The organism is Arthrobacter sp. QXT-31 (assembly GCF_001969265.1).
In the GTDB taxonomy this organism is placed as follows: Bacteria; Actinomycetota; Actinomycetes; order Actinomycetales; family Micrococcaceae; genus Arthrobacter.
Genome location: NZ_CP019304.1, coordinates 16039 through 41574 on the forward strand (window position 1 = coordinate 16039; position 25536 = coordinate 41574).

Sequence of the window (25536 nt, forward strand, 5' to 3'; positions counted from 1 at the left end):
GTCCACCGTCTCTGAGCCAGTCGGCCAACGATCCGCAGAAGTACGATCCGACGGCCAGCCGGGAAACCCTGGACCACTCCATTCCGTACATCTTCACCGTCGCGCTGCAGGACGGGGCCTGGCACCACGTGGACTCCTACTCCCCCGAACGCGCCGCCCGCCCTGACACGGTGGAGCTATGGCAGAAGGTGTCCACCGTGGAGGATCCGGAGTGGACCCGCCGCTACCACTCCCTGGACATCTCGGAGAAGGCCTTCGGCGGTTCCGTGGAAATCACCCTCACCGACGGGACCGTCATCCGGGACGAGATCGCGGTGGCGGACGCGCACCCATTGGGTGCCCGGCCGTTCACCCGCGAGCAGTACGTGAACAAGTTCCGGACGCTGGCCAAGGGCCTCGTGGCGGAGGACGAAATCGAAAGGTTCCTGGCCGCCGTCGAACGCCTTCCCCAACTGGGCCCCGGCGAACTGGACCAGCTCAACATCGCCGCCGCCCCCGGCGTCATCGACTTCGCCGCCGCACCCAAGGGACTGTTCTAGATGCTCTACTCAAAAACCACCCCGGAACAGAAACGACTCCGGCTCCGTGAACTCCTGGCATCGGGAACCATCCAGCAGTTCCCTGGGGCGTTCAGCCCGCTTTCCGCCCGCCTGATCGAGGAGAAAGGGTTCGCCGGGGTCTACATCTCCGGCGCTGTCCTGGCCAATGACCTCGGCCTGCCGGACATCGGCCTGACCACCCTCACCGAGGTCGCCACCAGGGCAGGGCAGATCGCCCGGATGACTGACCTGCCCTGCCTTGTGGACGCGGACACCGGCTTCGGCGAACCCATGAACGTGGCCCGCAGCGTCCAGGAACTGGAAAACGCCGGGCTCGCCGGGTGCCACATCGAGGACCAGTTCAACCCCAAGCGCTGCGGCCACCTGGACGGCAAGAACGTCGTGGACCTGGAGACGGCAACCAAACGCATCAGGGCCGCGGCGGACGCGCGCCGGGACCCGAACTTCCTGATCATGGCCCGCACCGACATCCGCGCGGTGGAAGGACTGGAAGCGGCGAAGGACAGGGCCAAAGCCCTGGTGGAGGCCGGAGCCGACGCCATCTTCCCCGAAGCCATGGCCACGCTGGAGGAGTTCAAAGCCATCCGCGACGCCGTGGACGTCCCGATTCTGGCCAACATGACCGAATTCGGCAAAAGCACCCTGTTCACGGTGAACGAGCTGGCCGGCGTCGGAGTCAACATGATCATCTACCCGGTGACCCTGCTCCGTAGTGCCATGGGCGCCGCTGAACGGACGCTCGACGCAATCATCACCACCGGGAGCCAGGATGCACAGGTAGGGAACATGCTGACGCGCGCGCGGCTCTATGACCTCGTGGACTACGAGGCCTACAACCGCTTCGACACCGGGGTCTTCAACTTCCAGATACCTGGCGCCCGCTAACACCCGAACCGCACGAAGGAGTCCAGCATGACCGATACAGAGATGAAGAAGGGCCTTGCCGGCGTCGTGGTGGATTACACCGCCGTCTCCAAGGTCAACCCGGACACGAATTCGCTGCTGTACCGGGGGTACCCGGTCCAGGAACTGGCGGAGCGGTGCAGCTTCGAGGAGGTTGCCTACCTGCTCTGGAACGGCGAACTCCCGAACACCGAGGAAATGGCCTCCTTCACAGCGCGGGAAAGGGCCGGCCGGGCCCTGGAGCCGGCAGTGAAACAGGTGATCGACACTTTACCGGTCACGGCCCACCCAATGGACGTCTGCCGGACGGCTGCCTCGGTCATGGGCGCCCGGCACCCGCTGGCCGAAGACTCCTCACACGAAGCCAGCATGGCCAAGGCAGTCGACCTGTTCGCGGCCATGCCCGCCGTCGTGGCCTATGACCAGCGGCGCCGGCGGGGCCAGGACATCGTAGAAGCCCGGGACGACCTTGGCTACTCCGCCAACTTCCTCTGGATGTCCTTCGGCGAGGAGCTTGCGCCGGAGGTCGTCGAGGCCTTCAACGTCTCGATGATCCTCTACGCCGAGCACTCCTTCAACGCCTCCACCTTCACGGCCCGAGTGGTGACCTCTACCCTGTCTGATCTTCATTCAGCCGTTACGGCGGCCATCGGCGCACTCAAGGGTCCCCTGCATGGAGGCGCAAATGAAGCCGTCATGCACACCTTCGAGGAGATTGGGATACGCAGCGAAGAGTCCCTCGAAGAAGCAGCAGCCCGAGCCAAAGCCTGGATGGAACATGCCCTGGCCAAGAAGAAGAAGGTCATGGGCTTCGGGCACCGCGTCTACAAGCACGGCGACTCGCGAGTGCCCACCATGAAGGCCGCCCTGGACAAAATGATCGCCCACTACGGCCGGCCCGAACTGCTGGGACTGTACAACGGGCTCGAAAAAGCGATGGACGAGGCTAAAGGCATCAAACCGAACCTCGACTACCCCGCCGGCCCCAGTTACCACCTCATGGGCTTCGACACCTACATGTTCACCCCCATCTTCGTCGCCAGCCGCATCACCGGCTGGACCGCCCACATCATGGAACAGGCCGCTTCCAATTCACTGATCCGCCCTTTGAGCGCATACAACGGCACGGATCAGCGGTCCCTTTAACCGGCACGAAGCCGGCACTAGCTGCGGTGAGGCGCCGGATGATCATCCGGATCATCAGCTATTTCGCAACGTTCACGGCGCCTCACCGCTTCAACCCGATCCATTACTTTTTGACCTGACAGGAAGCTGCATCCTCACTTGCAGCCGGACTGGCAGCGCGCCTCAGGACAGTATGTGGAAGTACGACATCATGGCGAGATCGTTCGAACAGGGACGGTCGAAGACATCATGGCAATCAACCCCATCTTTGAGCCTCAAGCGTCAAGCAAATGAGGCGCAGCTACGGCGCGTCAATAATGAAGGGCTACTGCAATGACCAGAATGTTAATTATCGGACCACCGGGTTCGGGCAAGGGTACCCAGGCGGAGCGCATTTCAGAGCGCCTCGGCGTCGTTCCCATCTCCACCGGTGACATCTTCCGCACCAATGTGAAGGAAAAGACACCGCTGGGTGTCGAGGCCATGAAGTACATGGACGCCGGGGACTTTGTCCCGGACAGCGTGACGAACAAGATGGTCCGTGACCGGCTCAACGAGGCCGACGCTGAAGACGGCTTCCTGCTCGACGGCTACCCGCGCACCACGGCGCAGGTTCACTACCTGGACGACATCCTGGCCGCCGGTGACCAGAAGCTCGACGTCGTCCTGCAGCTCACTGCCGATGACGACGAACTCGTGACCCGCATGCTGGGCCGCGCCAAGATAACCGGCCGCAACGACGACAATGAGGCGGTCATCCGTCATCGACTGGATCTTTATCATGAGCAGACCGAGGCCGTTGTGGCCAAGTACGCCGAGCGCGGCGTACTTACCCAAGTGGACGGCACAGGCAAGATCGATGAGGTCACTGTCCGCGTCATGCATTCCATCAAAGAAACTCAGGCATAAACCAGGCAAGAGCAAGGAAGCTCTTCCCGCAGGCAGTGACTTGGGGCCGCAGAGAAAGCCTGGGGGGGGTAATGGACACACGAAAGGGGCGGTTTCGGCATGGCCGTTATCTCTCAAGCGATTAGTTGTGCAGACGGTCACGTGCTGCGAGGGCACCTATGGGAGGCCATGTCCTCGGAACAGGAGGCAGCAGACGCAGTTGTTGTCATCGCCGGTGCCACCGGGGTCAAGGCGAGCTACTACCACCGCTATGCAGCGTTCCTGTCAGAGAACGGGTTTACTGTGATCACTTTTGATTACCGCGGTATCGGTGAGTCCAGGGGTTCCACGATAAAGAACCTGGGGGCCAGCTGGTACGACTGGGGCATGAAGGACCTTGATGCGATTTTCGGATGGGCTCTCCTCCACTGCGGTGAAAAGAAGCTGAACGTCGTGGGCCACAGTTTCGGGGGCTTTGGTGTCGGGCTGGCGAGCAATGGGCGGCGGATTAATCATCTGCTGACAGTCGGTGCGCAGCATGCCTACTGGCGGGACTACCGGCCGGGACACCGGCTCGGGCTGTGGTGGCGTTGGCATGCCCTGATGCCTGCCCTGGCCTGGTGGCATGGCTACTTTCCCGGCAAACGCCTAGGATGGCTGGAAGATTTACCCCAAGGGGTGGCGATGGACTGGGCGCGGGGCCGCAAAGATTTCACCGCCGGCCGGGCCGGCCCTCTCCGGGAGCAGATTCAGGCACACCAGGCTTCATTCACCGCGCCGACGCTGGCTGTGGCTGCCACAGATGATCCGTTCGCCACAGAGGTCGCGGTCGCCCGCGCACTCGGCTACTACCCCAACAGCCCGGCCACTACCGTGCGATTAAAACCGCAGGACTTCGACCGAACAGAGATCGGGCACTTCTCCCTTTTCCACAGCAGCTTTCGCCACACCTTTTGGCCAGGTACACTCCGTTGGCTGCACGATGGGGTAAATCCATGGCCGTAAAACAAGCCGGGCCGATAGATTCCACGCAGTACAACGACAGGCCCGCGGCCAGCAGCGCCAACTGACAGTGACGTCAGTGGACCGGCGAAAGCGGCCGAAAACGGCGCATGCGCCCAACCGCCTTGCCGCAGGTTCATGCCCCGATGACCACATCAAAAGTAGGACCTTCTATCCAGGAGAATCATGACCAACCTGACCTACCGCGCTTACCAGGTGACTGCACCTAAACAGGAAGCGGAACTGGTCACCCTGACTGAGGCAGATCTGCCCGAAGGTGACCTCACGGTGCGCGTGACGCACTCGTCGCTCAACTACAAGGACGGACTCGCCATGACCGGAAAACCCGGGGTCGTCCGGGCCCTCCCCCTGACGTGCGGCATCGACCTCTCCGGTACCGTCGTCGAGGCGGGCGGGGGCTTCGCCCACGGCGACGAGGTCGTGCTCACCGGCGCGAACCTCTCCGAGACCCGGCCTGGCGGTTACTCCGGCTACCAACGGGTCGAGTCCGGATCCGTAGTCAAGGCCCCCGTGCGACTCGGCACGTGGGGGTCGATGGCCGTCGGCACAGCCGGCCTGACGGCCATGCTCTGCATCCTGCGCCTGCGCGCCGCCGGCATCGAGCCAGGATCCGGCCCCGTGCTGGTCACCGGGGCGACCGGCGGTGTGGGCAGCTTCGCCGTCGGTGCCCTGTCCCGTCTCGGTTACGAGGTCCACGCATCCACAGGCAAGGAAGCAGAGGAACCTTACCTCAAGGCGTTGGGAGCAGCCGAGGTCATATCGCGCGACAGCCTGTCTGCCGAGACCTCGGCGCTCAGCAAGCAGCGCTGGATCGGATGCATCGACAGCGTGGGCGGCACGGTCCTCGCCAACGTCCTGAGCCAGATCAAGTACTCCGGCGCGGTCGCGGCCTGCGGACTCACCGGCGGAGTCCAATTGCCGGCAACGGTCATGCCGTTCATCCTGCGGAACGTCTCACTCCTCGGCGTCGATTCAGTTAATGCTTCCCCGGAGTTGCGCCGCGAGGCGTGGGCAGAGCTCGACCGCCTCTTCAGCGCCGATGAGCTGCGTGAGGTTGCGGTGGATGCAGGCTGGGAACAACTCCCCGAGCTGAGCCATAAAATCCTCACCGGGACCATCCGTGGTCGCGTGGTCGTGGACATTACCGGCATGGCGGACTGAGCGGGCCGTATCTACCTCGGTCCAGATTCGGGGCCGCGGGGAACGCCGCCAGTGCGGTATCCCAGCGTCCGTACCGTTGTGCCGGGCTCGGCTAAGCAGGCCGCAATGACCTCTCCAAACGCTTGTTCGTGTGTTTGGGCTAGAAGGCACAATCAACCATTGACAGATTGGACTACACCCGACCCGACATCCAGCCCCTGGACCTCTTGACGTTCGTGTGGGAAGGCCCTAGAACTCGGTTCCACATGTTGGAGAGGGTTGGAGGCTGCGATGGCTGGTCAGCGAATTGTTACGTGTTGTTACGTGCGTGTGAGCGCTCTGAACCAAAACGAAAAGCGTCAGCTCGACGGCTTGGTCCTGGACCGGGTCTTCACGGACACGGCCTCCGGCAGGGACACCGCCCGGCCACAAGTGGCAGAACTGCTGGGCTTCGCCCGTGACGGGGACACCGTCGTCGTGCACAGCATGGACCGGCTCGCACGGAACCTTGATGCCCTTCGCGCCCTGGTCCAATGACTTACTCGCAAAGGCGTGCGGGTGGAGTTCGTCAAGGAACACCTGCTCTTCACCGGGGAGGACTCCCCCATGGCCAACCTCATGCTCTCCGGCATGGCCGCCTTCGCCGAATTCGAACGGGCACTCATCCGGGAACGCCAGCGCGAAGGCATCGCACTTGCCAAACAACGCGGCGCCTACAAAGGGCGGAAAAAGACGCTCACCCCGGAACGGGCAGCCGAACTGGTCCAGCGGTCGGCCAACGGAATTCCCAAAACTGTCCTGGGCGGCGAGTACGGGCGTCAGTCGGAGGAGACGGTGTACCAGTACCTGCGTCAGGCCAAGCTCTCCTAGTACCACGGTCGCGTTTATTTTCTTGATTGTCGATGCTCCTATAGACGTCAAATCACTGGTGGTAAGCGCCGAAGTAGGGCCACCGAGAACAGGGTCCGGTCTTCCGGGGTGGTGAGGGATGGGTGGGGGAGGTGAACGGCGGGGCCCGCTTTTAGATGAATGGGCTGATCATGGTCCATCCGGGGTCGTAGGTGTGGATCGCTTCGACATGGTGTCGGGTGTCCGCGAAGCGGTCGATGATGTCCCGGCCGTTCTGGTCTTCGGAGTCGGTGTAGTAGTGCAGGATGCGTCGACCATTTGATGTCTGGGTAGCGACCAGCAGGCCTCGGGGTCCGAGGGCTGCTGTCAGCGTCTGTTCGGCCCTGTGCAGCTCTATCGCTTCATCGTAGTCCGGCAGCCCGTCCGGGCGGGTCTGCGGGTAACCGATCTGGAGGGCTGTGTGCAGGTCCAGCAGGGGGTGGTCGATCCACCGTAGGGGATGCAGGGCTCTGATGATAGTGCGAGGTCCCGAGTCCGTTCCGGCGTCCTCTAGTGTCCAGCCGATGTGCGCGTGCCGGGCCGCCATAGCGTCGATGATGTGGGGAAGGTCAGTTGCCGGGAGGCTGTCCGGGGGTTCGGTCTCGGCGGAGTAGACGGTACGGATCCATCGTTGGACGTTGTCTTCTCCGAGCAGCCAGTACAACAGCAAGCAGGAGAGCTGGTGCCGGTGGCCGGGGGCCAGTCCGGTAAAGGCCGGGTGGTGGAGGCTGACGTGGGCCCAGGCATGTTCCTCCTCCAGGGTCACTGAGATCCGGGCCAGGCCAAGGTTGATCGGTTTCCCGACTATTTTGATGGTGACGGCGAGCATCCCTGGTTGCCGGTGCCTGGCTCCGGCGAATTCCCATATCGGCGTGGGCGGTGGGGCCGCCCGCCGCCACCGTTCGGCCAGGACCCGCAATCCGGGGTCCCCGCCGCCTGAGACGCAGAACTGGTGCAGTGCACGGACGCCTTGTCCGGTCTCCCAGCTGAGCCCCGGGCCGATCGCGTTGACCATGGCATCGACCGTGTTCGGCAGGTCCCCGTAGTCACCTGTCGTGACCGCTTCACCGAGGAGTCCGGCACCTTCTGCTGACCACCATCGCCAGAACTCGGAAATGGCGCGGATCTGAACGGTGCTGTTCCGTCGTGGAATGCGCACTGTGGCCTCCTGTCATCTGGCCACGGAAGTGGCAGCTCGCCGCGGCTTGGGACGGCGCCGGCCATGCATGGACTATTTGCCCGGACCGGCTGTCTGGACGGGACTCGCGACCCTCCGTCCAACCTGACAGCCAGAGCCTGCCAGTTCCTGCCTAGGAAAAAATCGTCTTTCCTGAGGCTCATCGAGGCCCCCTCCCCGCACAAGCGTCCCCCCAAATAGCCGACTCATGTTCGGAACTGGCTCACCACGCGGGTCGCGCCGATCGCGCCGGAAGGGGGATCTTTGATAGAGGGCGTGGTTGGCATTGCCGTCGCCACCCCTGCTGAGTCGACGGCGGGTTGTCTTGCCTGATGATGCCGGCACGGGGGCAACCCTAACGAGTGAAGCAAATTGGGCCTCGTTTCCCAATCGGTCCGGGTTGCCTCGGCGGTGACCAGGAGCTGACTGGCCACGTCAGTGCCGACGCCGGGCAGGTCGCAGAGCATCGGGGCGTAGGCGTCGCTGATTTCCTGCAGCGCTGCGTCCGCGGCGGCGATCTCTGCGGCCAGTGACTGGCGGCGCGTGGCAAGGGCTTTCAGCGTCACGAGGGTCACGTACTCGGGGTCAGCCGTGTGCCCCGAAGGTCTCGTGCGCTGCAGGGCTGGGATCAGCGTGGATGTGGCCATTGCCCGGTATTTCGCCCGGAGTTTGTCCGGGGCTGAAACGAGCAGGCCCTTGATCTGATTGATCGCCGCGGTGCGGGCCTTCATCGCAGAGGCACGCCCGGCGCGCAGGATCCGCAGGCATTCGACGGGGCCGTCTTTGGCCTTCGGGATCGACGTGGTCCGTCCTTCGAGCACCGACTTTGCGGCTTCGTAGGCGTCCAGCGGGTCGGACTTAGCTCTTAGCCGCCGTGCGGCCCGCTTCGGTCCGTTTACCTCCAGCACTGTCAGCCCAGCGGCTCAGGGTCCGGGCGAGCTCCGCGCCGTAGGAGCCTGTTCCTTTCGACACCGGACGGCGGTGACCATGCCGTAGCTGGTGATGAAGTCTACGATTTTCCGGTATCCGGATCCCACGGCGTGGGCGAGCATGGATAGGGTGATGTGGCGGTACCAGCCGGTGTACTGGCGGACCTGGTAGTGGTCGAGCCCGGCTTCGCCTTTGGCGGTCTGGAAGGTTTCCTCGATCAACCAGCGCACCCCGGCGACCCGGGCCATCTCGGCCAGGGCGGCGCGGTTGGGCGTGTGGCAGATGAAATACGCGAGCTCGGAAGGATTGGCCAGGTTGCGGCGGGCGAGCAGCCAGTGCTCGGCCTGGCCGTCTTCGGCGCCGTTGATCCTGACCCTCGCCCAGGCATAGTGGCGGATTCGCTTGGATCCGTCGCCGGCTGAGCGGGTCCGCCACGCGGTCGGGACGAGGTCCGCGACCGCTGCGTCGGCCCGCTTCTCAATACCGAGGAAGGAATCATCTTTGACCACAACTCGCTGGGACACCCCCTGTTCGACGCGGCCGCAAAGCGCATCCTGCTGGCCGACCATACGAAGTTCGAGAAGCGGGCCTGCACGCCATCCTCTCGCTGGAGCGCTTCGATGCGGTCATCGTCGACGCACGCACGGACCGCGAGCACATCGGCAGGCTGCGCGACAAGGGCGTGCGGGTCCTGGTCGCGAGCCGACACCACAGACAGTAGCCGCTACCGCTGCGGCTCTCGGACACCGATCAACCAAATTCATCGGATCTGCTCAGTCCGTACTGATAGAAATCTTAAGAGTCTTTACATCCGCTGCGAGGGCAGGCTAGCGGCTGGGGAAATGAAAGCCCACACACAGTGAACCTGGTTGGCTCTGAAGCGGGCTGGCTCTGGTTGATGATGAAGCAGGTTCCAGGTCTTGAAGCTGATGTAGGCCCTGGTCGTTCAAGCCGCGCAGCGCCCGAAACGAACCGGCTTTGGCGAACGTCAGGTGGTGGAATGAGATCGAAGTCCTCCTTGTCACCGGCCGGGGAATTGCGAATACGGAGCCGGTCCCAACCATACGGTTAGGACCGGCTCCGACCTTCGGAAAGAACTAGACCCGGACGCCGGCCTTGGTGCGGATCAGGTCCAGTGCCTGAACGAGGTACCCCTTGAAAACCGGGTAATTCTCGCTCATCGGGAAGTGGCCGATATCCTTCATTTCGATGAACTTGCCGTTGCGGATTTGGCTGGCCGTGCGGGCGCTGTCCTCGGGTGTTGTGAGGTAGTCGTAATCGCCGGTCATGAGGACGACGGCGCACTTGTCCGTATCGATCTCGCCTAGCTTGCCGCGCAGGTCGTGGTCCACCGAGTAGAAGTACAAGTCGCCCTTGAAGGCTTCCGAACCCTGGCTGTAGTAGAACCAGGTCTTCCAGCGGTCTGCCTCCGGCGACTGGGGAGCCATGAGGTCCCAGACACCGCTTGCGCACACCTGAGCGGCGTTGGCATGGGGGTGCTGCCACCAATCAAGGTAGAAGCCCGGGGAGTGGTCGGCCCCCTCAACGGGAATGACGGCGGCGAACCGTTCCGGGAAGCGGTGGGCGAGCTGCAGGGCAATATTTCCCCCGAAGGAGGATCCCATGAAGATGGGGTCAACCAGTTCCAGCGCATCGACGAGGGCGACGATGAAATTGGCGTAGTGGTCCGCACTGAGCTGGTATTCCTCTGTCCACCACTGGGTGTTTTCCGGCGGGTCTGACTTGCCGTGACGGGGGAGGTCGTAGGCGATGACGCGGTAGTTGGCCGTGATCTCCGGGTCCTCCAAGAGGCCGCGCCATTGGTGGTTGTGGCAACCGGCGGTGTGCTGGCAGATCAGTGGTTGGCCCTGGCCATTCTCCAAGTAGAAGACTTTGTATTCGAGGCCGTCGACGTCGACGGTGACGTAGTGGCCGGTGACGGGGGATATCTTGTTCATGTCAGGAACTCCTATGGTCTAAACGGGTGCGCCGGTGGAGCGCAGCAGTTCGATCTGGCGGGTCATGCAGCGCAGGTTCTGCATCAGGACCAGGACGTCTCCTTCCAGCTTCATGTCGCGCTGGAAGGAGGCTGCCCAAATGCCGTGGTACATGGGGGCCGGGACGGGCTTGCCGAATTCACCCCAGGTGTGAGCGCTGGCCCGGATCGCGAACTGGTAGCGCACGTCGATGGGGCCCGGGTCCACAGAGATCTCAGTGATCTTGCCGGACACCACCCGGACAACAAAGGTGTGCGCCTCCATGTCCAGCAGGTAAGAGCAGGTGAAGTGCTTGCCGTGCGCCTGAATTTCCGGGTCCTGGTTGTTGGCCTCAGTGAAGCTCTGAACCCAGGATTCTACGGAAGGGGCACGTGTTGCGACCGTCATTTCATTGTTCCTCTCGTTTGTCTCGCGGAGGGCCGGACTTCTCTGTCCGAGCCTCGAGAGCGGGGTTTCGGGAGTGCCTTGCGGCCATCTCCGTTGGCAACCCTTCGCTGTTTCCATTGCAGGCCCCGTGACCCTGAACGGTCCAATACCTGTCCCCTATCCACCGATAGTCATGAACTATTGGACCCAGGAGTGTGGCGCAACTTAAAGTTGGTTGATGCAGCAACCACAGCTAGACCTGCGGGTCCTTCAGTACTTCGTCGCCGTTGCGGAAGAACTGCATTTTGGTCGAGCCGCTGCCCGCCTGCACATCGCTCAACCGTCCCTGAGTGTTCAAATCCGGAAGCTTGAACACTCGTTGGGTACTCCCCTCCTGATCCGGACCAGCCGCAATGTGACGCTGACAGCTGCCGGCGACGTCCTGTTGAGCGAAGCCAAGCGCCTCTTATCCGCGGCGCAGCGCGCCGTCTCCTTGACACGTGAAGCCGCCAGCGATGTGAGAGGCACGCTGATAGTCGGCTTCCAGACAAACGCTGCCGCTGAATTGACGCCGCGGATTCTCGCCGCGTTCAAGAACAACCACCCGAAAATCCACGTCCAGATGAGGTCCTTCGATTTTGCGGACCCCACCGCAGGGCTGGCCGACGGAAGCTCTGATGTGGCATTTGTACGGCCGCCGCTGCCCACAGCTGACTGGCTTGCCATGGACACGCTGTTTGTTGAGCCGCGCGTCCTCGTAGTTGCGAGCAGCTCCCGCTTTGCCGGATTGTCTGAGGTTTCCGTAGAGCAGGTGGTTAATGAGCCCTTCGTTGCCCGCAAGGCACCGGAGAAGTGGCGCGATTTCTGGCTCGCTACCCAAGCCCGCGGCGGCCAACCGGTGCATCTGGGCACTCAGGTAGCCACCGTCGACGAGTGTTTTGAGGCCATCATGGGCGAGCGGGGCATTGCATTCACCCAAGCCTCCACCCAACGGTTCTACGACCGGCCAGGACTGTCCTTCATCCCCGTAAAAGACGTCCCGCCCTCACCGCTGTCCATTGCATGGCGCACCGATGTCAACGACGAGCTGGCACGCGAGTTTGTAGAGACCGCCCGGACCCTGGCCGTCTTCGGAGGCGTACCTAACCTCGCCGACCCCCGCCTGAACGCCTCGCTTTCCTCTTCGCACCAATTCAATTAGGGCCGCACAGCGACCCCATCAGGCGCACCGCGCGTCCTCGGGAGATCATGGCGAGGAAAACCCAAGAAAGGCACCTCAGCTGGGTGGTGGGATCGCTACCGCGGCCTATCAGGGCTGCCATGACGGAGACGAACTTGCTGGTAAAATTCCTTAGCGACGGACTCGTGGACGAGGAAGCGGTTGGCTGCGGAGCGGGCTTCACCCATGTGCCCCATATTGGCGGCCATCGCGCCCTTCGACCGCGGCATCAAAGTGAGCGTCCTCGAACGCGATGAACGGCGTATTCCCGCCCAGTTCCATCGAGGTCCCGAGCGTTGTCCGAGCGTGTCTGCGACACCGCCTCCGCTATCTCAGGGATGATGGTCTTCCAATCCCGTCATCTTGGACTACACCCCAATCTGACGTCAGGCGCGTCTGACATGGGACGATCTGCACCGTGGGGAAGCCCCGGCTTGTTCTCTGACGCTTGCCGAATCTCAGCATGGGAAATGGCTGCCCTCCCCTTCAGGCAGATTTCCCCTGGTCCAGATTCGTGGGATTATTGCGCCTGTGTTCGAGCTGCCCCACTCCCCGGTTTCCTTCCCTCAAACTGTCAGGGTGGGATCTGAGAACATCACGAGCCACTGTCTAGAAAACGGGAATGTGGCTCTATTCTGACGCGATGTCCGAATTTCCAAGTCAGATGCTCGGCTTCTTTAACAGGGAACGCCAGCGGGAAAGCAGCGGCTGGCCAAACAGCGCGCCGGCCAAACGACGGGACAAGGCGCTTACTCCAGAACAGGGCGGAGACTGAAGGGCAAAATCAATAGAATCAGGCAGTCAGCTAAAAATTAGGCTAGCTGGTGGCCAAAAGTTAGGCTATTATGGTCGCATGAAGACGGTACCGCTTAGTGAAGCGAAGGACAAGCTTTCCGCGCTCGTGGAGGAAGCGGACAAGACACACGAGATCATCCAGATCACCCGACACGGGCACCCCTCAGCGGTCCTGATGTCCGCCGAGGACCTGGAATCCCTGCAGGAAACCATCCATTGGCTGTCGCAACCGGGCATCCGTGAAGACCTGGCCCAGGCCAGACGCGATATCGCGGAGGGAAACACAACCAGCGGAGAAGACCTCCGCCGCGAATTCGGGCTCCCGCCGCGGTGAGTGAAGCCCCCATCCAAGATCCATGGAAGGTTGAAGTCACCAGCCCGGCACTGAAGGGCTTCCGGCGGCTGCCGGAGAAAGCGGCCGCCGCCATCGTCGAGTTCGTCACCGGAGTCCTGTCCGAGAACCCGTACCGGTTGAGCAAGCCCTTGACGAACGAACTTCTCGGCCTGCGCACCGCACGACGCGGTGACTACAGGGTACTGTTCACCCTCGACGTTGAAGCCCACATCCTCTACGTTCACCGCATCGAACACCGCTCGGACGTCTACAAACCCCGATAGCCCGACACTCCCAAGCCTGGCGAGCATCACCGGGCGCAGCTTGACGGGATCGCAATTATCGGCGTTAAGGCAACGGGGGTAGGGGTAGCTGCGAGAGCTAATTTCCTGTGGTGCCAGCATCGGAGACAGACCGGTCTGTCTCCCTTGGATAACCCGCTGCCGGACCGAAGTTAGTGAAGTTGGCGACGGAGCGAGCTGTAACTACTTGGCCCGTATTGCGCGCCTTGCTCCCGGGGTTATGACACTGCTAACGGGACAGGTCATGCGCAGCTGCTCGCGCTTCACCTGGCCTGCTGGAGATGATGACAGCCGAATTTCAGCCCTAGTGAGCCGTTGCCGGGGCGCGGCGTTGCCGGAAGCCTATCGGAGCGCCTCGTCAATGATCTGGCGGGCAGCGGCCCGTGCGACGGGCGAGGTGCGAGGGTCCGGAGTGGGCATTCCGAGCGCCAGCGCGCCTTCAAGGAGAAGCGCCAGCGTTTTGGCGAGCCCGTCCGGATTGGCGGCGCCGGCCTGCCGGCACATCCGGCAGATCCACGCCAGGACGCCTGCTCTGTGCTGAGCAACCCGGAGCTGCACGACGCTTCCTGTGCTGGCCTCCGCAGAGGCTTTCAGGAAGGCGGCGCCTCGGTAATCCTCAGGATGCCCGTCCCAGAGCAGAACATCGAACATGGCCATCAGGCGCTCTGCGGCCGGTCTGGGATCCGATCCCGCAGCCGCCCTCAGCGCTGCCACCCAGGGCCTGTCCATCTCATCGAGATAGGCCAGGACGAGAAGCTCCTTACTGGGAAAGTACCTGTAGAACGTCGCTTTGGCGACGTCGGCCTCCTCGATGATCCTGTTCACCCCCACGCTGTTTAAGCCTTCGAGGTAAAACAAATCCGAAGCTGTCTGAAGGATACGCTCACGTATCTCGCTGCGCCGGGCGTCGCTGACGGTGCTCACTTTCACCCCTGACGGGTGGTGCTTGGGTCCGCCCGCTGCGTCCGTTGCTTTCAAGGGAATACGATGCATTTGGTTCGCGGTCACCGCATGAAGCTAAGCCATGCTTTTCATGGCTACACCTCCCACCGTACGCTCATCTGGCGACGCGGACGGTTTTCGTGCTGCCCCATTTGTCACCGCTCTTCGTCGATCCCTGAGAGCCCGCCATGGCGGCCACGTGTCCCCTCCGACAAAGTGCATCCAGGAGCCCACTGTCACACATAGCCCACGGCACCCGGAGGTTTGTCAGACAGGACCACCACACCGCACACATGGCCGGTACTACGTAGATACCGGAAGAGGCTACTCCTCGCCAGCTTGCGAGATCCACAGGCTTGCCGGAATCCGTGGGTTACCCGCGCTCCCAGGCCAGCCGGAAAATAGGCACTGCGCGTGCGTGGTCAGTGTACGAAAGGCCGGACAGGCGGTAGTGCTCTGCAATCTACTCATGTTTCCTGAAGCGCGCGCCAACATTATCGTGAATAGCCGTAGCGGTCTGCTTCGCAATATCCCGGCCGATAGCGCTCTGATCGCGATCATGGTCCTTGTCGGAGAGTCGCGTAAGCCGCGTCCCATGTACTGGGCAGAATCGACGTCGCCTTGAAGGTCTTGGCGGGAGGATCCCTAGGATTCTCTATTTCCCGTGGATAGTATCTGGGACAGGACGCCACCCTACGCGAGGGTCAGTGAGAACGTGATCGAAGCAGCTGCCGCGGTAATCGGCCGGAACAATGTCACCGTATTCGGCCGGGATGATGGGCCTGTGATCATGTTTGCCCACGGTTTTGGCTGCGACCAGGCTATGTGGCGGAAACTGCTGCCCTATTTCGTTGATGATTACCGGCTGGTGCTTTTTGATCATGTCGGTGCCGGAAACTCCGACATCAGCGCCTATGACTGGGAAAAGTACGGATCCCTGAATGGGTACGCGTCGGACCTGCTGGAGATCTGTGCCGCCCTTGAACTTGAGGACGTCATCCTGGTGGGCCACAGCGTCAGCACGATGATCGCAGTGATCGCCGCAGTGCAGGACCCCAACCGGTTCGCCCACCTGATCCTGCTTGCTCCTTCACCCCGTCATACGGATGACCCGTACGACGGCTACGTGGGCGGGTTTTCGCGGGAAGACATCGAGGGCCTGCTGGCAGCCCTGGACAGCAACTATTTCGCCTGGGCCGCGGCCTTGGCACCCGTGGTCATGGGCAACCCGCAGGAGCCGGAACTGGCGGAGGACCTGCGTGTCAGCTTCTGCCGGACAGATCCGTCCATCGCCCGGCACTTCGCCGGGGTAACTTTCTTTTCCGACACGCGCCCCGAACTGAAAAAGCTGCACACCCGTTGCCTGATCCTGCAGTGCTCGGACGACCGGCTTGCCCCGCCGGAAGTGGGCGCCTACCTGCACAAGAATCTGGAACACAGCACCCTGGTGCAGCTTCAGGCCACCGGGCACTGCCCCCACGTCAGCGCCCCTGAAGAAACGGCCCGGGCGATTCTGCACTACATCGACACCCGTCCGTGACAGGCGCCGCCGGCCCCGTCCCCGCTCGACTGTGAAGCCTTCTATCCCCAAGCACACCTGCGGGTACCTGATAACAGATGAGGATAGGGCCGCCGGGCTCGTTCAGCGCGCCGGCACCGCTGTTCCACAAGCCCTCGTTGCCCGTGACTACGGGATCAGCCGGGAGACAGTCCACCAGTACCACCGGAACGCAGAGCCGGAATCAGCGCTTCCCTGCCGGTCCGGTCGTCGTGCCATATATGCACGTCGCCCTAGCTAGACGAAAAGGTCCATCATCCCGTCCGCCCCGCGCGGGGGCGGGGATGCTCCCGTGCAGCCCAATGACTTGAACGCGCAAACCTCCCTCCTCATCCACTTTTATATAACTTATTGGTTAATTAACCGTACGGTAAAGTAAGTGTCATGGAGTTCTTGGCATGAGCGGCGCGCCCAGTGTCCTGGATGCTGCTTTCGCGGCGCTGGCGGACCCGACGAGGCGGGAGATCCTTTCCATTCTCGCCCAGGGCGACGCCACGGTTTCCGAGCTCGCGGCACCTTTTTCCATGTCATTGCCAGCCGTGTCCAAACATCTAAAGGTGCTTGAGGTCAGCGGCCTCATTTCCCGATCCCGTAACGCGCAGTTCCGGCCGTGCCATTTGGAAAGGGCCGCCCTTGATGATGTTGCGGACTGGGTCGACGAACACCGCAGGGTGTGGGACGAGCGGCTCGACAAGCTCGATGAGCACCTCAAAAACCTCCAACGCCGAGAAGAAGGTGCCGATGGGAATTAGCGTCAGGGACGAAGAATCAGGTCTGCAGTTCTCAAGGGTGTTCGACGCCCCACCGGAGGTGGTCTTCGCATGCTTGACACAGCCCGAGCATCTCACCCATTTTTGGGCCCGTCTAGGGGCCAGTGCACCCACAGACGACATCCGCATTGATCCGCGCCCCGGCGGCCGCTTTGAAACACTCATCATCAATAATGAGTCGGGCGCGACCTACGCGACACGTTCGGTCTTCCTGGAAGTCCAAGCCCCGAACAGCCTCGTTTGGCACGAAAAACACACAAACATGACCGTGAGCATCACCCTGGCAGCGCTTCCGGCAGGAAAAACACTGTTTCACCTGCACCAGACAAACGTGCCGGACATCGTCCGGCTCCCCCGGAACCAGGCAGGTTTCAAAACAACACTCGACAAACTCGCAGACTACCTCCACCACCTGACACAGGGAGCACAGCAATGAAAACCACCAGATCCGCTGACGGCACCACCCTGGCAATCGACACCACCGGGACAGGCCCGGCCCTTGTCATCGTGGCAGGGGCGTTCTGCGATCGGAAATCCAAAAAAGGCCTGACCGCGTTGCTCGCCGACCGTTTCACGGTCCATGAGTACGACCGCAGAGGCCGCGGCGACAGCGGTCCTCTCGGGGAGATCTCCGTCGAACGCGAAATCGAAGACCTGACGGCCATCGTCGCACAGACCGGTGAGGAACCGTTCGTTTTCGGGGACTCCTCAGGGGGCGCGATTGCCATCGCCGCTGCAGCTGCCGGGGTAAGGTTCCGCAAAATCGCAGTGTTCGAGCCGCCGTTCACCCCCGGACCCAGTACCGCCTTCGCCGACGAACTCTCAGCCCTTGTCTCTGCCGGCGACCGCTCACGTGCAGTGGAAGCGTTCCTCGAACTCATGGGAACACCTGAGCCCGCGATCCAGGGCATGAAACAAGGACCACACTGGAACCACCTCGAAACCCTCGCCCACACGCTGCCCATCGACATCAGACTCTGCAATGACGGCCGCATCCCAGTGGACCAGGTAAGACGAATCCAGGCTCCCCTGTTGGCCATTGCCGGAGGCAACAGCCACTGGGCCCTCGAGGTCGTATCCGCTATCGCCGCCACCGGCGCCGCCGCGGAAGCGCTCACACTCGCCGGCCACGGCCACGCCGTCCCCGACGGGACCCTAAGCCAGACCCTCATCACCTACTTCGAATGAACCCCGCGGCGTGGGCATGAACGCTGAAGCCCACCGTTGCCAACGCGTGGCAGACCCGGTGGCGTGTTTTCTATGAGGGTAAGCGACAGGGCGTAGGCGTGGAATCCTTGACTTCCTCCGCCGGCGCCACCGCCACCAGCGGTGACGGGTGTTTGCTGCTGAATTGTTCCGTGTCACCGTCGCGAAAGGTCGGCGCCGTACGCGCGCCCGTGAGCAACCCTGCAGATGTGGCTGAGGGCATGTTGGCCTCGGTTCCGGTGATCACGGTCGGTGAGAGAAGCCACTGGGCGGCTCGGTCTTCATCCGTGAAGAATGCATGGGGCTGGTGCCGGCCGCGTTTCATCTTTGCCCCGATAACCCTGTCCACCGGTGTTGCCCCCACCAAGGCAACGGCAGAGACCAGCGTTGTTTGTCGAAGAAGAGCGGCGGCCGCGGGACTGAGATCATTTCCGTTGGTCCGGATCAGGATCGGGAGGGGGGTCCCGTCCGTCAGTTGCTGTACCGCTTCCAGGGCCGCCCTCGCATCGGCGGAGGTAACCGTGAGGCCCTCCGCCCAGCTCAGCAGCAGGAATCCCTTCGAGTCGAGGCGCAACCAGCCTCTACCACCACTGAAGTTGTTATCGGGGTCAGTACCGCTCATTTCCATAAACCAGCCTCGTTCATTCCGATCCGTAAGCCGGCGATGCTTCACAGGCCAGAGAGTAAACAGGCTTCGGCGACTGCCCCCGCACAACAACACCCCCAGTTCGGAGAAGCCTACTACGTGACATGACTCACCCAAGGGAGGTCACCTCAGCTGTCGATAGTTGTTCGTGGGGGTATATCGGGCGCGGTGGCTGGTGACAGGTGCGGCGCTGACTGGGGCGGGGGTTAGCCCGGGGTTGTCGGCTACCGGTACCAGCCCACGGCTCGGTCATAACTGCACTCCAGCGCGCCCGTACCTGGATCGGTTCCTCCTCCTGCGGGGAAGTAGATGGCACCAAAGCTGGCGTCCTCGGTTTCGATCCGTTCCTGGGCCCAGATCTTGGCCGCCTCCAGATCGGTTTCCGGGATGGGTTCTCTCGTGGTGCTGCCCGTCTCTCGGTGGACGTCCAGCTGGTACTCCCCTGGCTGGGACGTTCCCGGGTGGTGGCTGGGGTCTTGCTCGTCCCGTCGGCTTATCAGCACTTGAGCGGCCGCGTGGAGCGTGGACTGTTTGCTTGGGGGGTTGCCTTGCTCCTGCTGTTTGATTCGCAGGCCCGACGCCGCGCTTTCAACGGTGTCTTCCGGTGTAACGACGTAGTTTGAGCCGCTGGCGTCAGATTCTGAGCCTCCGACGCTCTTCAGATGCTGTCCAAAGTGTTCGGAGCTGGACTGGATGGGGTTCATGCGTCCTCCTTGAGGATATCCGCGGCGATAAGCCGACAGTCCCTACCCTAGACTCATCCCCGTCCTTTGACTGGCGCCCCAGTGATAAAAAATGCTGCGGCGCACCCTGGGTGACGTCATAAGGTCCGGTCCCCCGGGCCGGGAAGAGTGTAGGCAACGATCATGGGCGGGGCGCTGTTGGTTCTGTGGCGCCCTTCTGACAATAGTGGGACCGGCACCACTGCGGCGTACCTCTGGCTTACCAGCGTTCAGGGGCAGGTCCCCGGGCGAAGCGGCGTCCGGTGATCTTCTCGGGGGTGGTGGTCACGAAGACGTATATCACGGTAGGAATCCAGGATTGCAGCGGAAGTTTGGCTGCCGCCTCTGTTTCAAGCGCGTTCTGCAGAATTTTTGCCGTGCCGTGGATAATGACGCTCCATGCGAAGTCGTCGGTGAAGCCGTCTGTTTCCAGCGCAACGTGACGGTTGATGGTCAGGCTCACCAACTTACTGCCCTCAGCCGTGCAGAAAAGGACAACGCCGTCATGGGCGAGGTAATTGATAGGGAAGATCTCGGGTCTATCCCCCACGCTGACGGCAAGCCTTCCCAGCTCAGATCCAGCTAGCAGGTTCCATGATTCGGATGGTCCGAGTTCGAGCACGGGATGCTCCTGATCAGGCTCCATGGGCGCTCATTTCCAAGAGAAGTTAAGAGAGGTGAGAGAGATACGTTGGTGTGCCTAGCGGGCGTCATGAATCGACGGGACCAGCGACTACGTTTCCAGATGGCCCTAACCACGAAACCAGTATGCCGGCCCAGGGACCACTTTTCACTAAGACCGGCTACTGGTGAGACCTAATATCCTTGTCGGAACTATTCAGCGTGTCGGCGGTAGAACTCGGGCCCCGATGCTCATTTTCCACACCTTGGAGGCCCGGCCTCAGCGCGCGGTAAGTCCATGTGTTGCGAGGTAAGTGCGCCACCACTGCAGGCACTCGTCCGCCAGCTCCAACACATCGACCATGTCGGCCGGGTCCTCACTGAAGCGGATACTGGCCCTGGAGTTGTGATGGAAAACAATGCCCTCAACCCCTGCCGTCGCCCGTTGGTCGGCGGTTTTCGCCACCGCCTGGCACCGGCCCATGCAGGGCACCGTAGTCTCGATGTCCTCCAGATCATCACCGAAGGGAACCGTGTCATCGGTCATGATCCAGTCCCGAAGGTTCCAGCACAGGATGAAAAAGACCATCATGTCTGCCTTCAGGGTTTCCGGATCCGAACCCCTCTCATACCCGTTCGCGATTTTCGTCCGTGTCCGGCCCATTGCATCCCACAAGTCGGTCCAGACCGGGGGCCCGTATTCCTTCGCCACGTCCGCCTCGGCTTCCGCCCGGAGGCTCCCGACGGTCCCGGGAATTTCGGGACGTTCGGTTCGACTGCCGCTGCCGGCACCGGTCGTTGACATGCCCTGAGACTATCCCGTGCAGTCTCTGAGCGCCATGGCACTGCACAGGCTCCACGTCCGGCCACCCCTTGGGGGCGTACACTTAGAGTATGTCGGGACATCGTGACAGGAAATCCGGTTCCCCGAGGAATCAGCCCACGACCTCTGAGGCCCCCGTCAAAGCCGGGGATGAGGCGCCGAGTCACCTCGACGCCGACGCTGCAGAGAGTTGGGACAACGAGGGCGGCCATGACCGAGCCGCTACGGCGGAACGGCCCTCGACCGGCGCCCTCCCCCCAGTCGACCCGGACCCGGGTCCCTGAACCCCAAGTCACGGCCGTTCCACGTTCCCGCGGGTCCGACAGTGCATCCTCAAGAAACGTTGGCAGAACGCCATGACCACCACCCAAGCCCTTCCTCCCGTACGCGCCGATTCCGCTCTCACGCTCAGCGGCGTGCTCGCCTCCGCCCTGCCGCATGACCTCGGCACAGCACGCGGCTCCTCCCGCTACACCGTCCCTGCGGTTTTCTCCCGCCGACCCCAGCCGAGGGAAATCGACCTGCTCCACGGAACCAGCACCAGCCGCCGCCTGGCCGAAGCCGGCTACAGCGACATCGAACTCCGCGTCTCAGATCGGCGCCTCCTCATCACCAACACCAACCTCATGGACCTCAAGGAAGGGCTGGCCCACCTCATTGGCGTGATCCTCAGCGAGGTCTCCACCCAGGCAGCCCGGGAACGCACCGAACGGGCAGAAGAACTTGATGCCCTTGCACTGATCGAAGAACAACGGCTGGAATCCATCCGACAAGCCGCCGCCGGAATCCACTTCGACTAACCCGGATCCCCTGCCCCCGACCGGTTCGGCAACCCGCCCTCCGACAGCCGCAAGGGCGCCCCAGGTCAGGTAACGGCCGGGGCGCCCTTGGCGCTCTCCACCGGAACAGGTGTGGGATCGGCAGGCTTCGGTGATGGTTTATTGGCGCTGCCTGCCGTGAAAACGGTGGGCCGGGCTCTGCTGACATGAACGTCCATCACCCGTTGACGACCTCGTTGTATCCATTCGTGATGACTGCCGCCGTTCCCGGCACGCCTGTGCGGGACCCCCAGCCCGGCTGCCGGCGAGAATAATGCTGAAACGAACAGCCCGCGGCGTCACATGCTCTCGCGGGCGGAGAGACGGGCCGGCATTGCAGACTTTTCCGGGGTGTGCTTGGCCTGAGGGTCTTCGGTCCGGTCAAGAGCCGCCCGCAAGGCCACGAGCAGAGTAACAGCGGCGGCGAGGATTCCGGCGACTGCCCATCCGGCCCGGGAGCCCTTACCCCGTGGTCGTCCGCGCCGCCGAGGGGCCGGGACGCGGCCGCCGGATGGCCGGTCCAACACCTGGCCTTTTATAACTTTGCGCTGTTGCCTAAGCATCGCCACTCCTAAATCGTCCCCAAACCCGCGGATGCCTGCCGGGCCCATTCCGCAATGTATCGGGCAGGATAGCAAAGCTGAACCGGAAACGCAGAGCTTCAGTGAGGGCCGGCCAAGGTTTTATCGAGCCGGATCCTGCAACAGCGATAATGCACCGCCACGCGTGCAGTTTTCCGGGAGCCTCCCAGCCGTGGGCCCTGCTTCGTGCAGTCAGGTCAGATCAGCCACCAGGACCAGGAACCGCTGTAGAGGAGAGTGATCTGCTGGACGTCGCCGGCGGGTCTCGGGCAGGCACGGATGTATGGTTGTGCTGGCTGATAGGTGCCGCACGTCCTACACGAGGAAGCCGCGAGGTGCATGTATGAACGAGCACGAGGCCTCACTGGTCCTAAGGTCCGGAGCGGAGCTGCTGTCGTCGGCTTCTTCTGACCCCCGCTCGGGGGAAGGCTACGCGGCGGTAAAGGCCAATATCTCCGAAGCACTGGAGCGCATAGCGGAAGCTCTTGCGAACTTTGAAGCCGGTTCGGGAGCGCCCAGCCGTTCGACCGGCTGGGTCCAGGACCTTCGCCGCGTGGCGGACGATCTGGTGGATCGACAGGGCTGAGTGGCCGATGACAGCGAGGGGCCCGGACCGGGCACCTGCAGCACGTTTTTGACCGGGCTGTGCTGGTCTTCAATCCCGGCAAGCCAGGCATGACAGCCATGATCAACGGGCTGCAACGCGAGCTGGCCGCGGGAGCCCCGGAGCTGCAGGTGGATTTGCTGCCCACCGACTTCGCCGGGCAGGCACGGGATCTTGCACGGTCCGTGGCGGCTACAGGGTCCCCACTCCTTGTTTCAGTCAGCGGCGACGGCGGGTACAACGAGGTTGTCAACGGCGTGATGGACGTTCCCGGCAGCAAGGCTGTGTGTACCGTCGTCGCGGCAGGTAACGCCAACGACCATCAGCGAAGCATGCCCGAAAGACCGTTACTGGAAGCTGTCCGGGAAGGCCCGGTCCGGCAGATCGACCTTTTGCGCATCACGTTTGGACAGGCACAGCCGGCACAGGTTCACTACGCCCACTCCTACATAGGTTTCGGGCTAACGCCATTGATGGCCATCGGCATTGAACATGGCGGAAAGGGGAAAATCCTCGAACTTCTGTCGGTCGCCCGCACACTCTCGCACCTGCGCCCGTTCGAGCTTGTCCGGGCCGACGGGGCGACCGCCCGCTTCGACAGCCTGATCCTGGCCAATATCTCGCGGATGGCCAAGTACGGGACGGTTAGCGAGTCGGTCGGTCCCGACGACGGCAGGTTCGAGGTTGTGACGCTCCCCCACTCCGGGCGCTGGAAGATGGCGCTGATGACTCTTCGGGCGGTGACGATGGGACTGGGGAATCAACCGAGCGTCAGCAGCTATGCCTTCACCACACGTGATGCTGTCCCTTGCCAGATTGACGGCGAGGTCAGGCATCTTCCCGCAGCCACCCATGTTCTGGTGGAAAGCGCGAAGGGCGCCCTGGCCGTTATCTGACCCACTCTCGGGCTTGCGCCCGGCCCGAACCGGTTTTAATCGAAGCGGATCTCGGCGGCGGACGGCGCACGGATTCGAGTTGCTGTTCCTCGATGAGGCCACGGGCATCGAGTTCCTCTGCCCGTTCGGTGCGCTCCAGCGCCGCCTGGGTGGTGACCTCGTTCAGGATTCTCCCGAAGAGGTGGGCCAATCCTGCCTTGAGATCCGCGAGGTTGGTGTTTGTGATGAGGAGGCGGCGGTCTGAAACGCGGAGTTCGACGTTGCTGTACCCCGCTTCGGCAGGCTGCGGCTGATGCTGGTTCCGTGGAGCAGGTCGAGTTCCCGCGGCTCGGGCCGGCGGGAGAAGACCACCGGGACGGTGCGGCGGGAGGCCGCAGGACCGCGCGGACCAGAAGCTGGGAACGTCCCCGTTTCCTCAGAATTCTGTCAGGTGCTTGTGTGATCTACCGGAGGAGACTGCGGAATAAGGACTGTCCGGCCGCCAGCAGCGGCCCTTTGGGGCAGTGCATGCCGGCCAAGACAACCGGTACGGGGCAGGGTTGTCGCTGCCGCGTGAGGGTAACTCTCTCCTAGCATCGCCTTGCAGGAGCTCCGCTGCCTGCCACGCCATCTGGCGAAGTTTTTCCCGCTCGCCCTGACGACCGTTCCCACAGCTTTGCCGTCCCGGCCTGGCTACGCCGGCGCTCCGGCCGCACTGCGTCCAGGACCGGGCCATCACCCAGCTGGCAATCGAGAAGAAACTCACGCTGATTGCCTTCGAGGCCATGAACCACTGGGCCAGCGACGGCGGCTTCGGCCTGCACGTGTTCCACAAGAACAACGAACTTGCCGGCTACTGCTCTGTGCTGCACTCCCTGGCCCTGACCGGCTCCACCGGGGACTACGGCAGGAGGCTCAGCGCCATCGTCATCGGCTTCGGCGCGACAGCGCGCGGGGCCGTCACCGCCCTCAACGCCCACGGCATCCATGACGTCCAGGTCCTGACCAGCCGGAGCGTGGCCGCCGTGGGTTCGCCCATCCATTCGGTACGGATTGCCCAGTTCGATCACGATTACAAAGCGCCGTTCCTCAGCGAGGTCATCACTGAACGCGGACGGGTCCCGCTCGCGCCGTTCCTGGCAGAAAGCGACATCGTGGTCAACTGCACCCTGCAGGACCCCAATGCACCGCTGACCTACCTCCGCACCGAGGACCTGGACGCTTTCCGGCCCGGCAGCCTGATCGTGGATGTTTCCTGCGATGAGGGGATGGGATTCAGCTGGGCGAAGACCACCACGTTCGCCGAGCCGATGTTCACAGTGGGTGACCACATCGACTACTACGCAGTGGACCACAGCCCCTCCTACCTCTGGAATTCCTCCACTTGGGAGATCAGCGAGGCGCTGCTGCCCTTCCTGGAAACCGTGATCACCGGTCCCACTGCCTGGACCGGAAACGACACCATCAGCCGCGCAATCGAAATCCGCGACGGCGTGGTCCTGAACCAGGACGTGCTGCGGTTCCAGCAGCGGGAACCGGAATACCCACACCTCCCACTGCCCGCCTAAAGCACATCACCTCATGGCCCACGTCGCTCTGGGCGAGCGGCCCGGGCAACCCCCTTTGCGTGCAGCGGCCCTACACCACGCATCATGCCGTTCCTCGCCGGGGAAAAAGAACGCCGGGCGCCGTGCCGCGCGGGGGCAAAGCGATTCCGGGAACG

25 protein-coding genes and 5 pseudogenes are annotated in these 25536 nt (G+C 62.7%); 19 read left to right on the forward strand and 11 right to left on the reverse strand.

What is annotated here, in order from left to right:
* Positions 1 to 11 precede the first annotated feature (11 nt).
* From BWQ92_RS00080 to BWQ92_RS00110, 7 genes and pseudogenes are all read left to right on the forward strand, one after another.
* Positions 12 to 539, forward strand: a pseudogene (locus tag BWQ92_RS00080) (MmgE/PrpD family protein); the annotation flags it as partial.
* Positions 540 to 1445, forward strand: coding sequence for a methylisocitrate lyase (gene prpB, locus BWQ92_RS00085; protein WP_076797698.1), 906 nt, complete (start codon positions 540 to 542; stop codon positions 1443 to 1445).
* A 27-nt stretch (positions 1446 to 1472) separates the two neighbouring features.
* Positions 1473 to 2609, forward strand: coding sequence for a bifunctional 2-methylcitrate synthase/citrate synthase (locus BWQ92_RS00090; protein ID WP_076797699.1), 1137 nt, complete (start codon positions 1473 to 1475; stop codon positions 2607 to 2609).
* A 321-nt stretch (positions 2610 to 2930) separates the two neighbouring features.
* On the forward strand, positions 2931 to 3497 hold the full coding sequence (locus tag BWQ92_RS00095) for an adenylate kinase (protein WP_172804333.1): 567 nt from the start codon (positions 2931 to 2933) through the stop codon (positions 3495 to 3497).
* 168 nt (positions 3498 to 3665) lie between these two features.
* Positions 3666 to 4481: an alpha/beta hydrolase family protein gene (locus BWQ92_RS00100; protein ID WP_236783047.1), complete on the forward strand. Its 816-nt coding sequence runs from the start codon at positions 3666 to 3668 to the stop codon at positions 4479 to 4481.
* A gap of 183 nt (positions 4482 to 4664) precedes the next feature.
* Positions 4665 to 5660 (forward strand): MDR family oxidoreductase, encoded by a 996-nt coding sequence (locus BWQ92_RS00105; protein WP_076797702.1) that lies wholly within the window; start codon positions 4665 to 4667, stop codon positions 5658 to 5660.
* A 270-nt stretch (positions 5661 to 5930) separates the two neighbouring features.
* Positions 5931 to 6509: pseudogene (locus tag BWQ92_RS00110) on the forward strand (recombinase family protein).
* Positions 6510 to 6660: 151 nt separating this feature from the next.
* Here BWQ92_RS00110 and BWQ92_RS00115 read toward each other — a convergent pair.
* The 6 genes and pseudogenes from BWQ92_RS00115 to BWQ92_RS00135 form a co-directional block, all read right to left on the reverse strand.
* Positions 6661 to 7686 carry a DUF695 domain-containing protein gene (locus tag BWQ92_RS00115; RefSeq protein WP_076797703.1) on the reverse strand — a complete coding sequence of 342 codons (1026 nt, stop codon included), beginning with the start codon at positions 7684 to 7686 and terminating at the stop codon, positions 6661 to 6663.
* A gap of 72 nt (positions 7687 to 7758) precedes the next feature.
* The gene (locus tag BWQ92_RS24625; protein ID WP_442856739.1) at positions 7759 to 8049 is read right to left on the reverse strand and encodes a hypothetical protein; all 291 of its coding nucleotides are present in this window, start codon (positions 8047 to 8049) and stop codon (positions 7759 to 7761) included.
* A gap of 398 nt (positions 8050 to 8447) precedes the next feature.
* Positions 8448 to 8612: pseudogene (locus tag BWQ92_RS24630) on the reverse strand (IS110 family transposase); the annotation flags it as partial.
* Between the two features lie 15 nt (positions 8613 to 8627).
* A pseudogene (locus BWQ92_RS24635) lies at positions 8628 to 8957 on the reverse strand (hypothetical protein); the annotation flags it as partial.
* Positions 8958 to 9731: 774 nt separating this feature from the next.
* Positions 9732 to 10592, reverse strand: a complete 861-nt coding sequence (locus BWQ92_RS00130; protein WP_076797705.1) for an alpha/beta fold hydrolase — start codon at positions 10590 to 10592, stop codon at positions 9732 to 9734.
* A gap of 18 nt (positions 10593 to 10610) precedes the next feature.
* Positions 10611 to 11018: a hypothetical protein gene (locus BWQ92_RS00135; RefSeq protein WP_076797706.1), complete on the reverse strand. Its 408-nt coding sequence runs from the start codon at positions 11016 to 11018 to the stop codon at positions 10611 to 10613.
* A 217-nt stretch (positions 11019 to 11235) separates the two neighbouring features.
* Here BWQ92_RS00135 and BWQ92_RS00140 point away from each other — a divergent pair, with 217 nt between their 5' ends.
* The 3 genes from BWQ92_RS00140 to BWQ92_RS00150 all read left to right on the forward strand — a co-directional run bounded on the left by BWQ92_RS00140 (position 11236) and on the right by BWQ92_RS00150 (position 13629).
* Positions 11236 to 12198 (forward strand): LysR family transcriptional regulator, encoded by a 963-nt coding sequence (locus BWQ92_RS00140; RefSeq protein ID WP_076797707.1) that lies wholly within the window; start codon positions 11236 to 11238, stop codon positions 12196 to 12198.
* An 871-nt stretch (positions 12199 to 13069) separates the two neighbouring features.
* Positions 13070 to 13345, forward strand: a complete 276-nt coding sequence (locus tag BWQ92_RS00145) for a type II toxin-antitoxin system Phd/YefM family antitoxin (RefSeq protein ID WP_076797708.1) — start codon at positions 13070 to 13072, stop codon at positions 13343 to 13345.
* Complete coding sequence (locus BWQ92_RS00150; protein WP_076797709.1) at positions 13342 to 13629, forward strand: type II toxin-antitoxin system RelE family toxin; 288 nt, start codon at positions 13342 to 13344, stop codon at positions 13627 to 13629. The genes BWQ92_RS00145 and BWQ92_RS00150 overlap by 4 nt, the downstream gene beginning before the upstream one ends.
* Before the next feature lie 360 nt (positions 13630 to 13989).
* On the opposite strand, the gene BWQ92_RS00155 is transcribed toward BWQ92_RS00150, so the two are convergent.
* Complete coding sequence (locus BWQ92_RS00155) at positions 13990 to 14571, reverse strand: TetR/AcrR family transcriptional regulator (protein ID WP_076803423.1); 582 nt, start codon at positions 14569 to 14571, stop codon at positions 13990 to 13992.
* A gap of 733 nt (positions 14572 to 15304) precedes the next feature.
* On the opposite strand from BWQ92_RS00155, the gene BWQ92_RS00160 reads away from it, so the two are divergent.
* The 4 genes from BWQ92_RS00160 to BWQ92_RS00175 all read left to right on the forward strand — a co-directional run bounded on the left by BWQ92_RS00160 (position 15305) and on the right by BWQ92_RS00175 (position 18105).
* A complete protein-coding gene (locus BWQ92_RS00160) occupies positions 15305 to 16129 on the forward strand; it encodes an alpha/beta fold hydrolase (protein WP_157365252.1) in 825 nt (274 codons plus the stop codon).
* A 416-nt stretch (positions 16130 to 16545) separates the two neighbouring features.
* Positions 16546 to 16899, forward strand: a complete 354-nt coding sequence (locus BWQ92_RS00165) for an ArsR/SmtB family transcription factor (protein WP_076797710.1) — start codon at positions 16546 to 16548, stop codon at positions 16897 to 16899.
* Positions 16847 to 17353, forward strand: a complete 507-nt coding sequence (locus tag BWQ92_RS00170) for an SRPBCC family protein (protein WP_172804229.1) — start codon at positions 16847 to 16849, stop codon at positions 17351 to 17353. Before BWQ92_RS00165 ends, BWQ92_RS00170 begins: the two co-directional genes overlap by 53 nt.
* On the forward strand, positions 17350 to 18105 hold the full coding sequence (locus BWQ92_RS00175; protein WP_076797712.1) for an alpha/beta fold hydrolase: 756 nt from the start codon (positions 17350 to 17352) through the stop codon (positions 18103 to 18105). The genes BWQ92_RS00170 and BWQ92_RS00175 overlap by 4 nt, the downstream gene beginning before the upstream one ends.
* A gap of 70 nt (positions 18106 to 18175) precedes the next feature.
* Here the strand turns inward: BWQ92_RS00175 and BWQ92_RS00180 are convergent, their stop codons facing one another.
* The 4 genes from BWQ92_RS00180 to BWQ92_RS00195 all read right to left on the reverse strand — a co-directional run bounded on the left by BWQ92_RS00180 (position 18176) and on the right by BWQ92_RS00195 (position 20917).
* Entirely contained in the window at positions 18176 to 18745 is a 570-nt protein-coding gene (locus BWQ92_RS00180) for a DUF7793 family protein (RefSeq protein ID WP_157365050.1), read from the reverse strand.
* 248 nt (positions 18746 to 18993) lie between these two features.
* Entirely contained in the window at positions 18994 to 19473 is a 480-nt protein-coding gene (locus tag BWQ92_RS00185) for a hypothetical protein (RefSeq protein WP_076797714.1), read from the reverse strand.
* A gap of 238 nt (positions 19474 to 19711) precedes the next feature.
* Positions 19712 to 20137, reverse strand: a complete 426-nt coding sequence (locus BWQ92_RS00190) for a pyridoxamine 5'-phosphate oxidase family protein (protein ID WP_076797715.1) — start codon at positions 20135 to 20137, stop codon at positions 19712 to 19714.
* A 255-nt stretch (positions 20138 to 20392) separates the two neighbouring features.
* On the reverse strand, positions 20393 to 20917 hold the full coding sequence (locus BWQ92_RS00195; RefSeq protein ID WP_076797716.1) for a hypothetical protein: 525 nt from the start codon (positions 20915 to 20917) through the stop codon (positions 20393 to 20395).
* A 374-nt stretch (positions 20918 to 21291) separates the two neighbouring features.
* Between BWQ92_RS00195 and BWQ92_RS00200 the strand changes: the two genes are divergently transcribed.
* The 5 genes and pseudogenes from BWQ92_RS00200 to BWQ92_RS00215 all read left to right on the forward strand — a co-directional run.
* Positions 21292 to 21735, forward strand: coding sequence for a hypothetical protein (locus tag BWQ92_RS00200; protein WP_236783049.1), 444 nt, complete (start codon positions 21292 to 21294; stop codon positions 21733 to 21735).
* Positions 21736 to 22677: 942 nt separating this feature from the next.
* Positions 22678 to 22920 carry a hypothetical protein gene (locus BWQ92_RS00205; RefSeq protein ID WP_236783050.1) on the forward strand — a complete coding sequence of 81 codons (243 nt, stop codon included), beginning with the start codon at positions 22678 to 22680 and terminating at the stop codon, positions 22918 to 22920.
* 89 nt (positions 22921 to 23009) lie between these two features.
* The gene (locus BWQ92_RS00210; RefSeq protein WP_076797718.1) at positions 23010 to 23834 is read left to right on the forward strand and encodes a diacylglycerol/lipid kinase family protein; all 825 of its coding nucleotides are present in this window, start codon (positions 23010 to 23012) and stop codon (positions 23832 to 23834) included.
* 79 nt (positions 23835 to 23913) lie between these two features.
* On the forward strand, positions 23914 to 24078 hold the full coding sequence (locus BWQ92_RS23315) for a hypothetical protein (protein ID WP_157365051.1): 165 nt from the start codon (positions 23914 to 23916) through the stop codon (positions 24076 to 24078).
* Between the two features lie 445 nt (positions 24079 to 24523).
* A pseudogene (locus BWQ92_RS00215) lies at positions 24524 to 25381 on the forward strand (alanine dehydrogenase); the annotation flags it as partial.
* Positions 25382 to 25536: the final 155 nt, after the last annotated feature.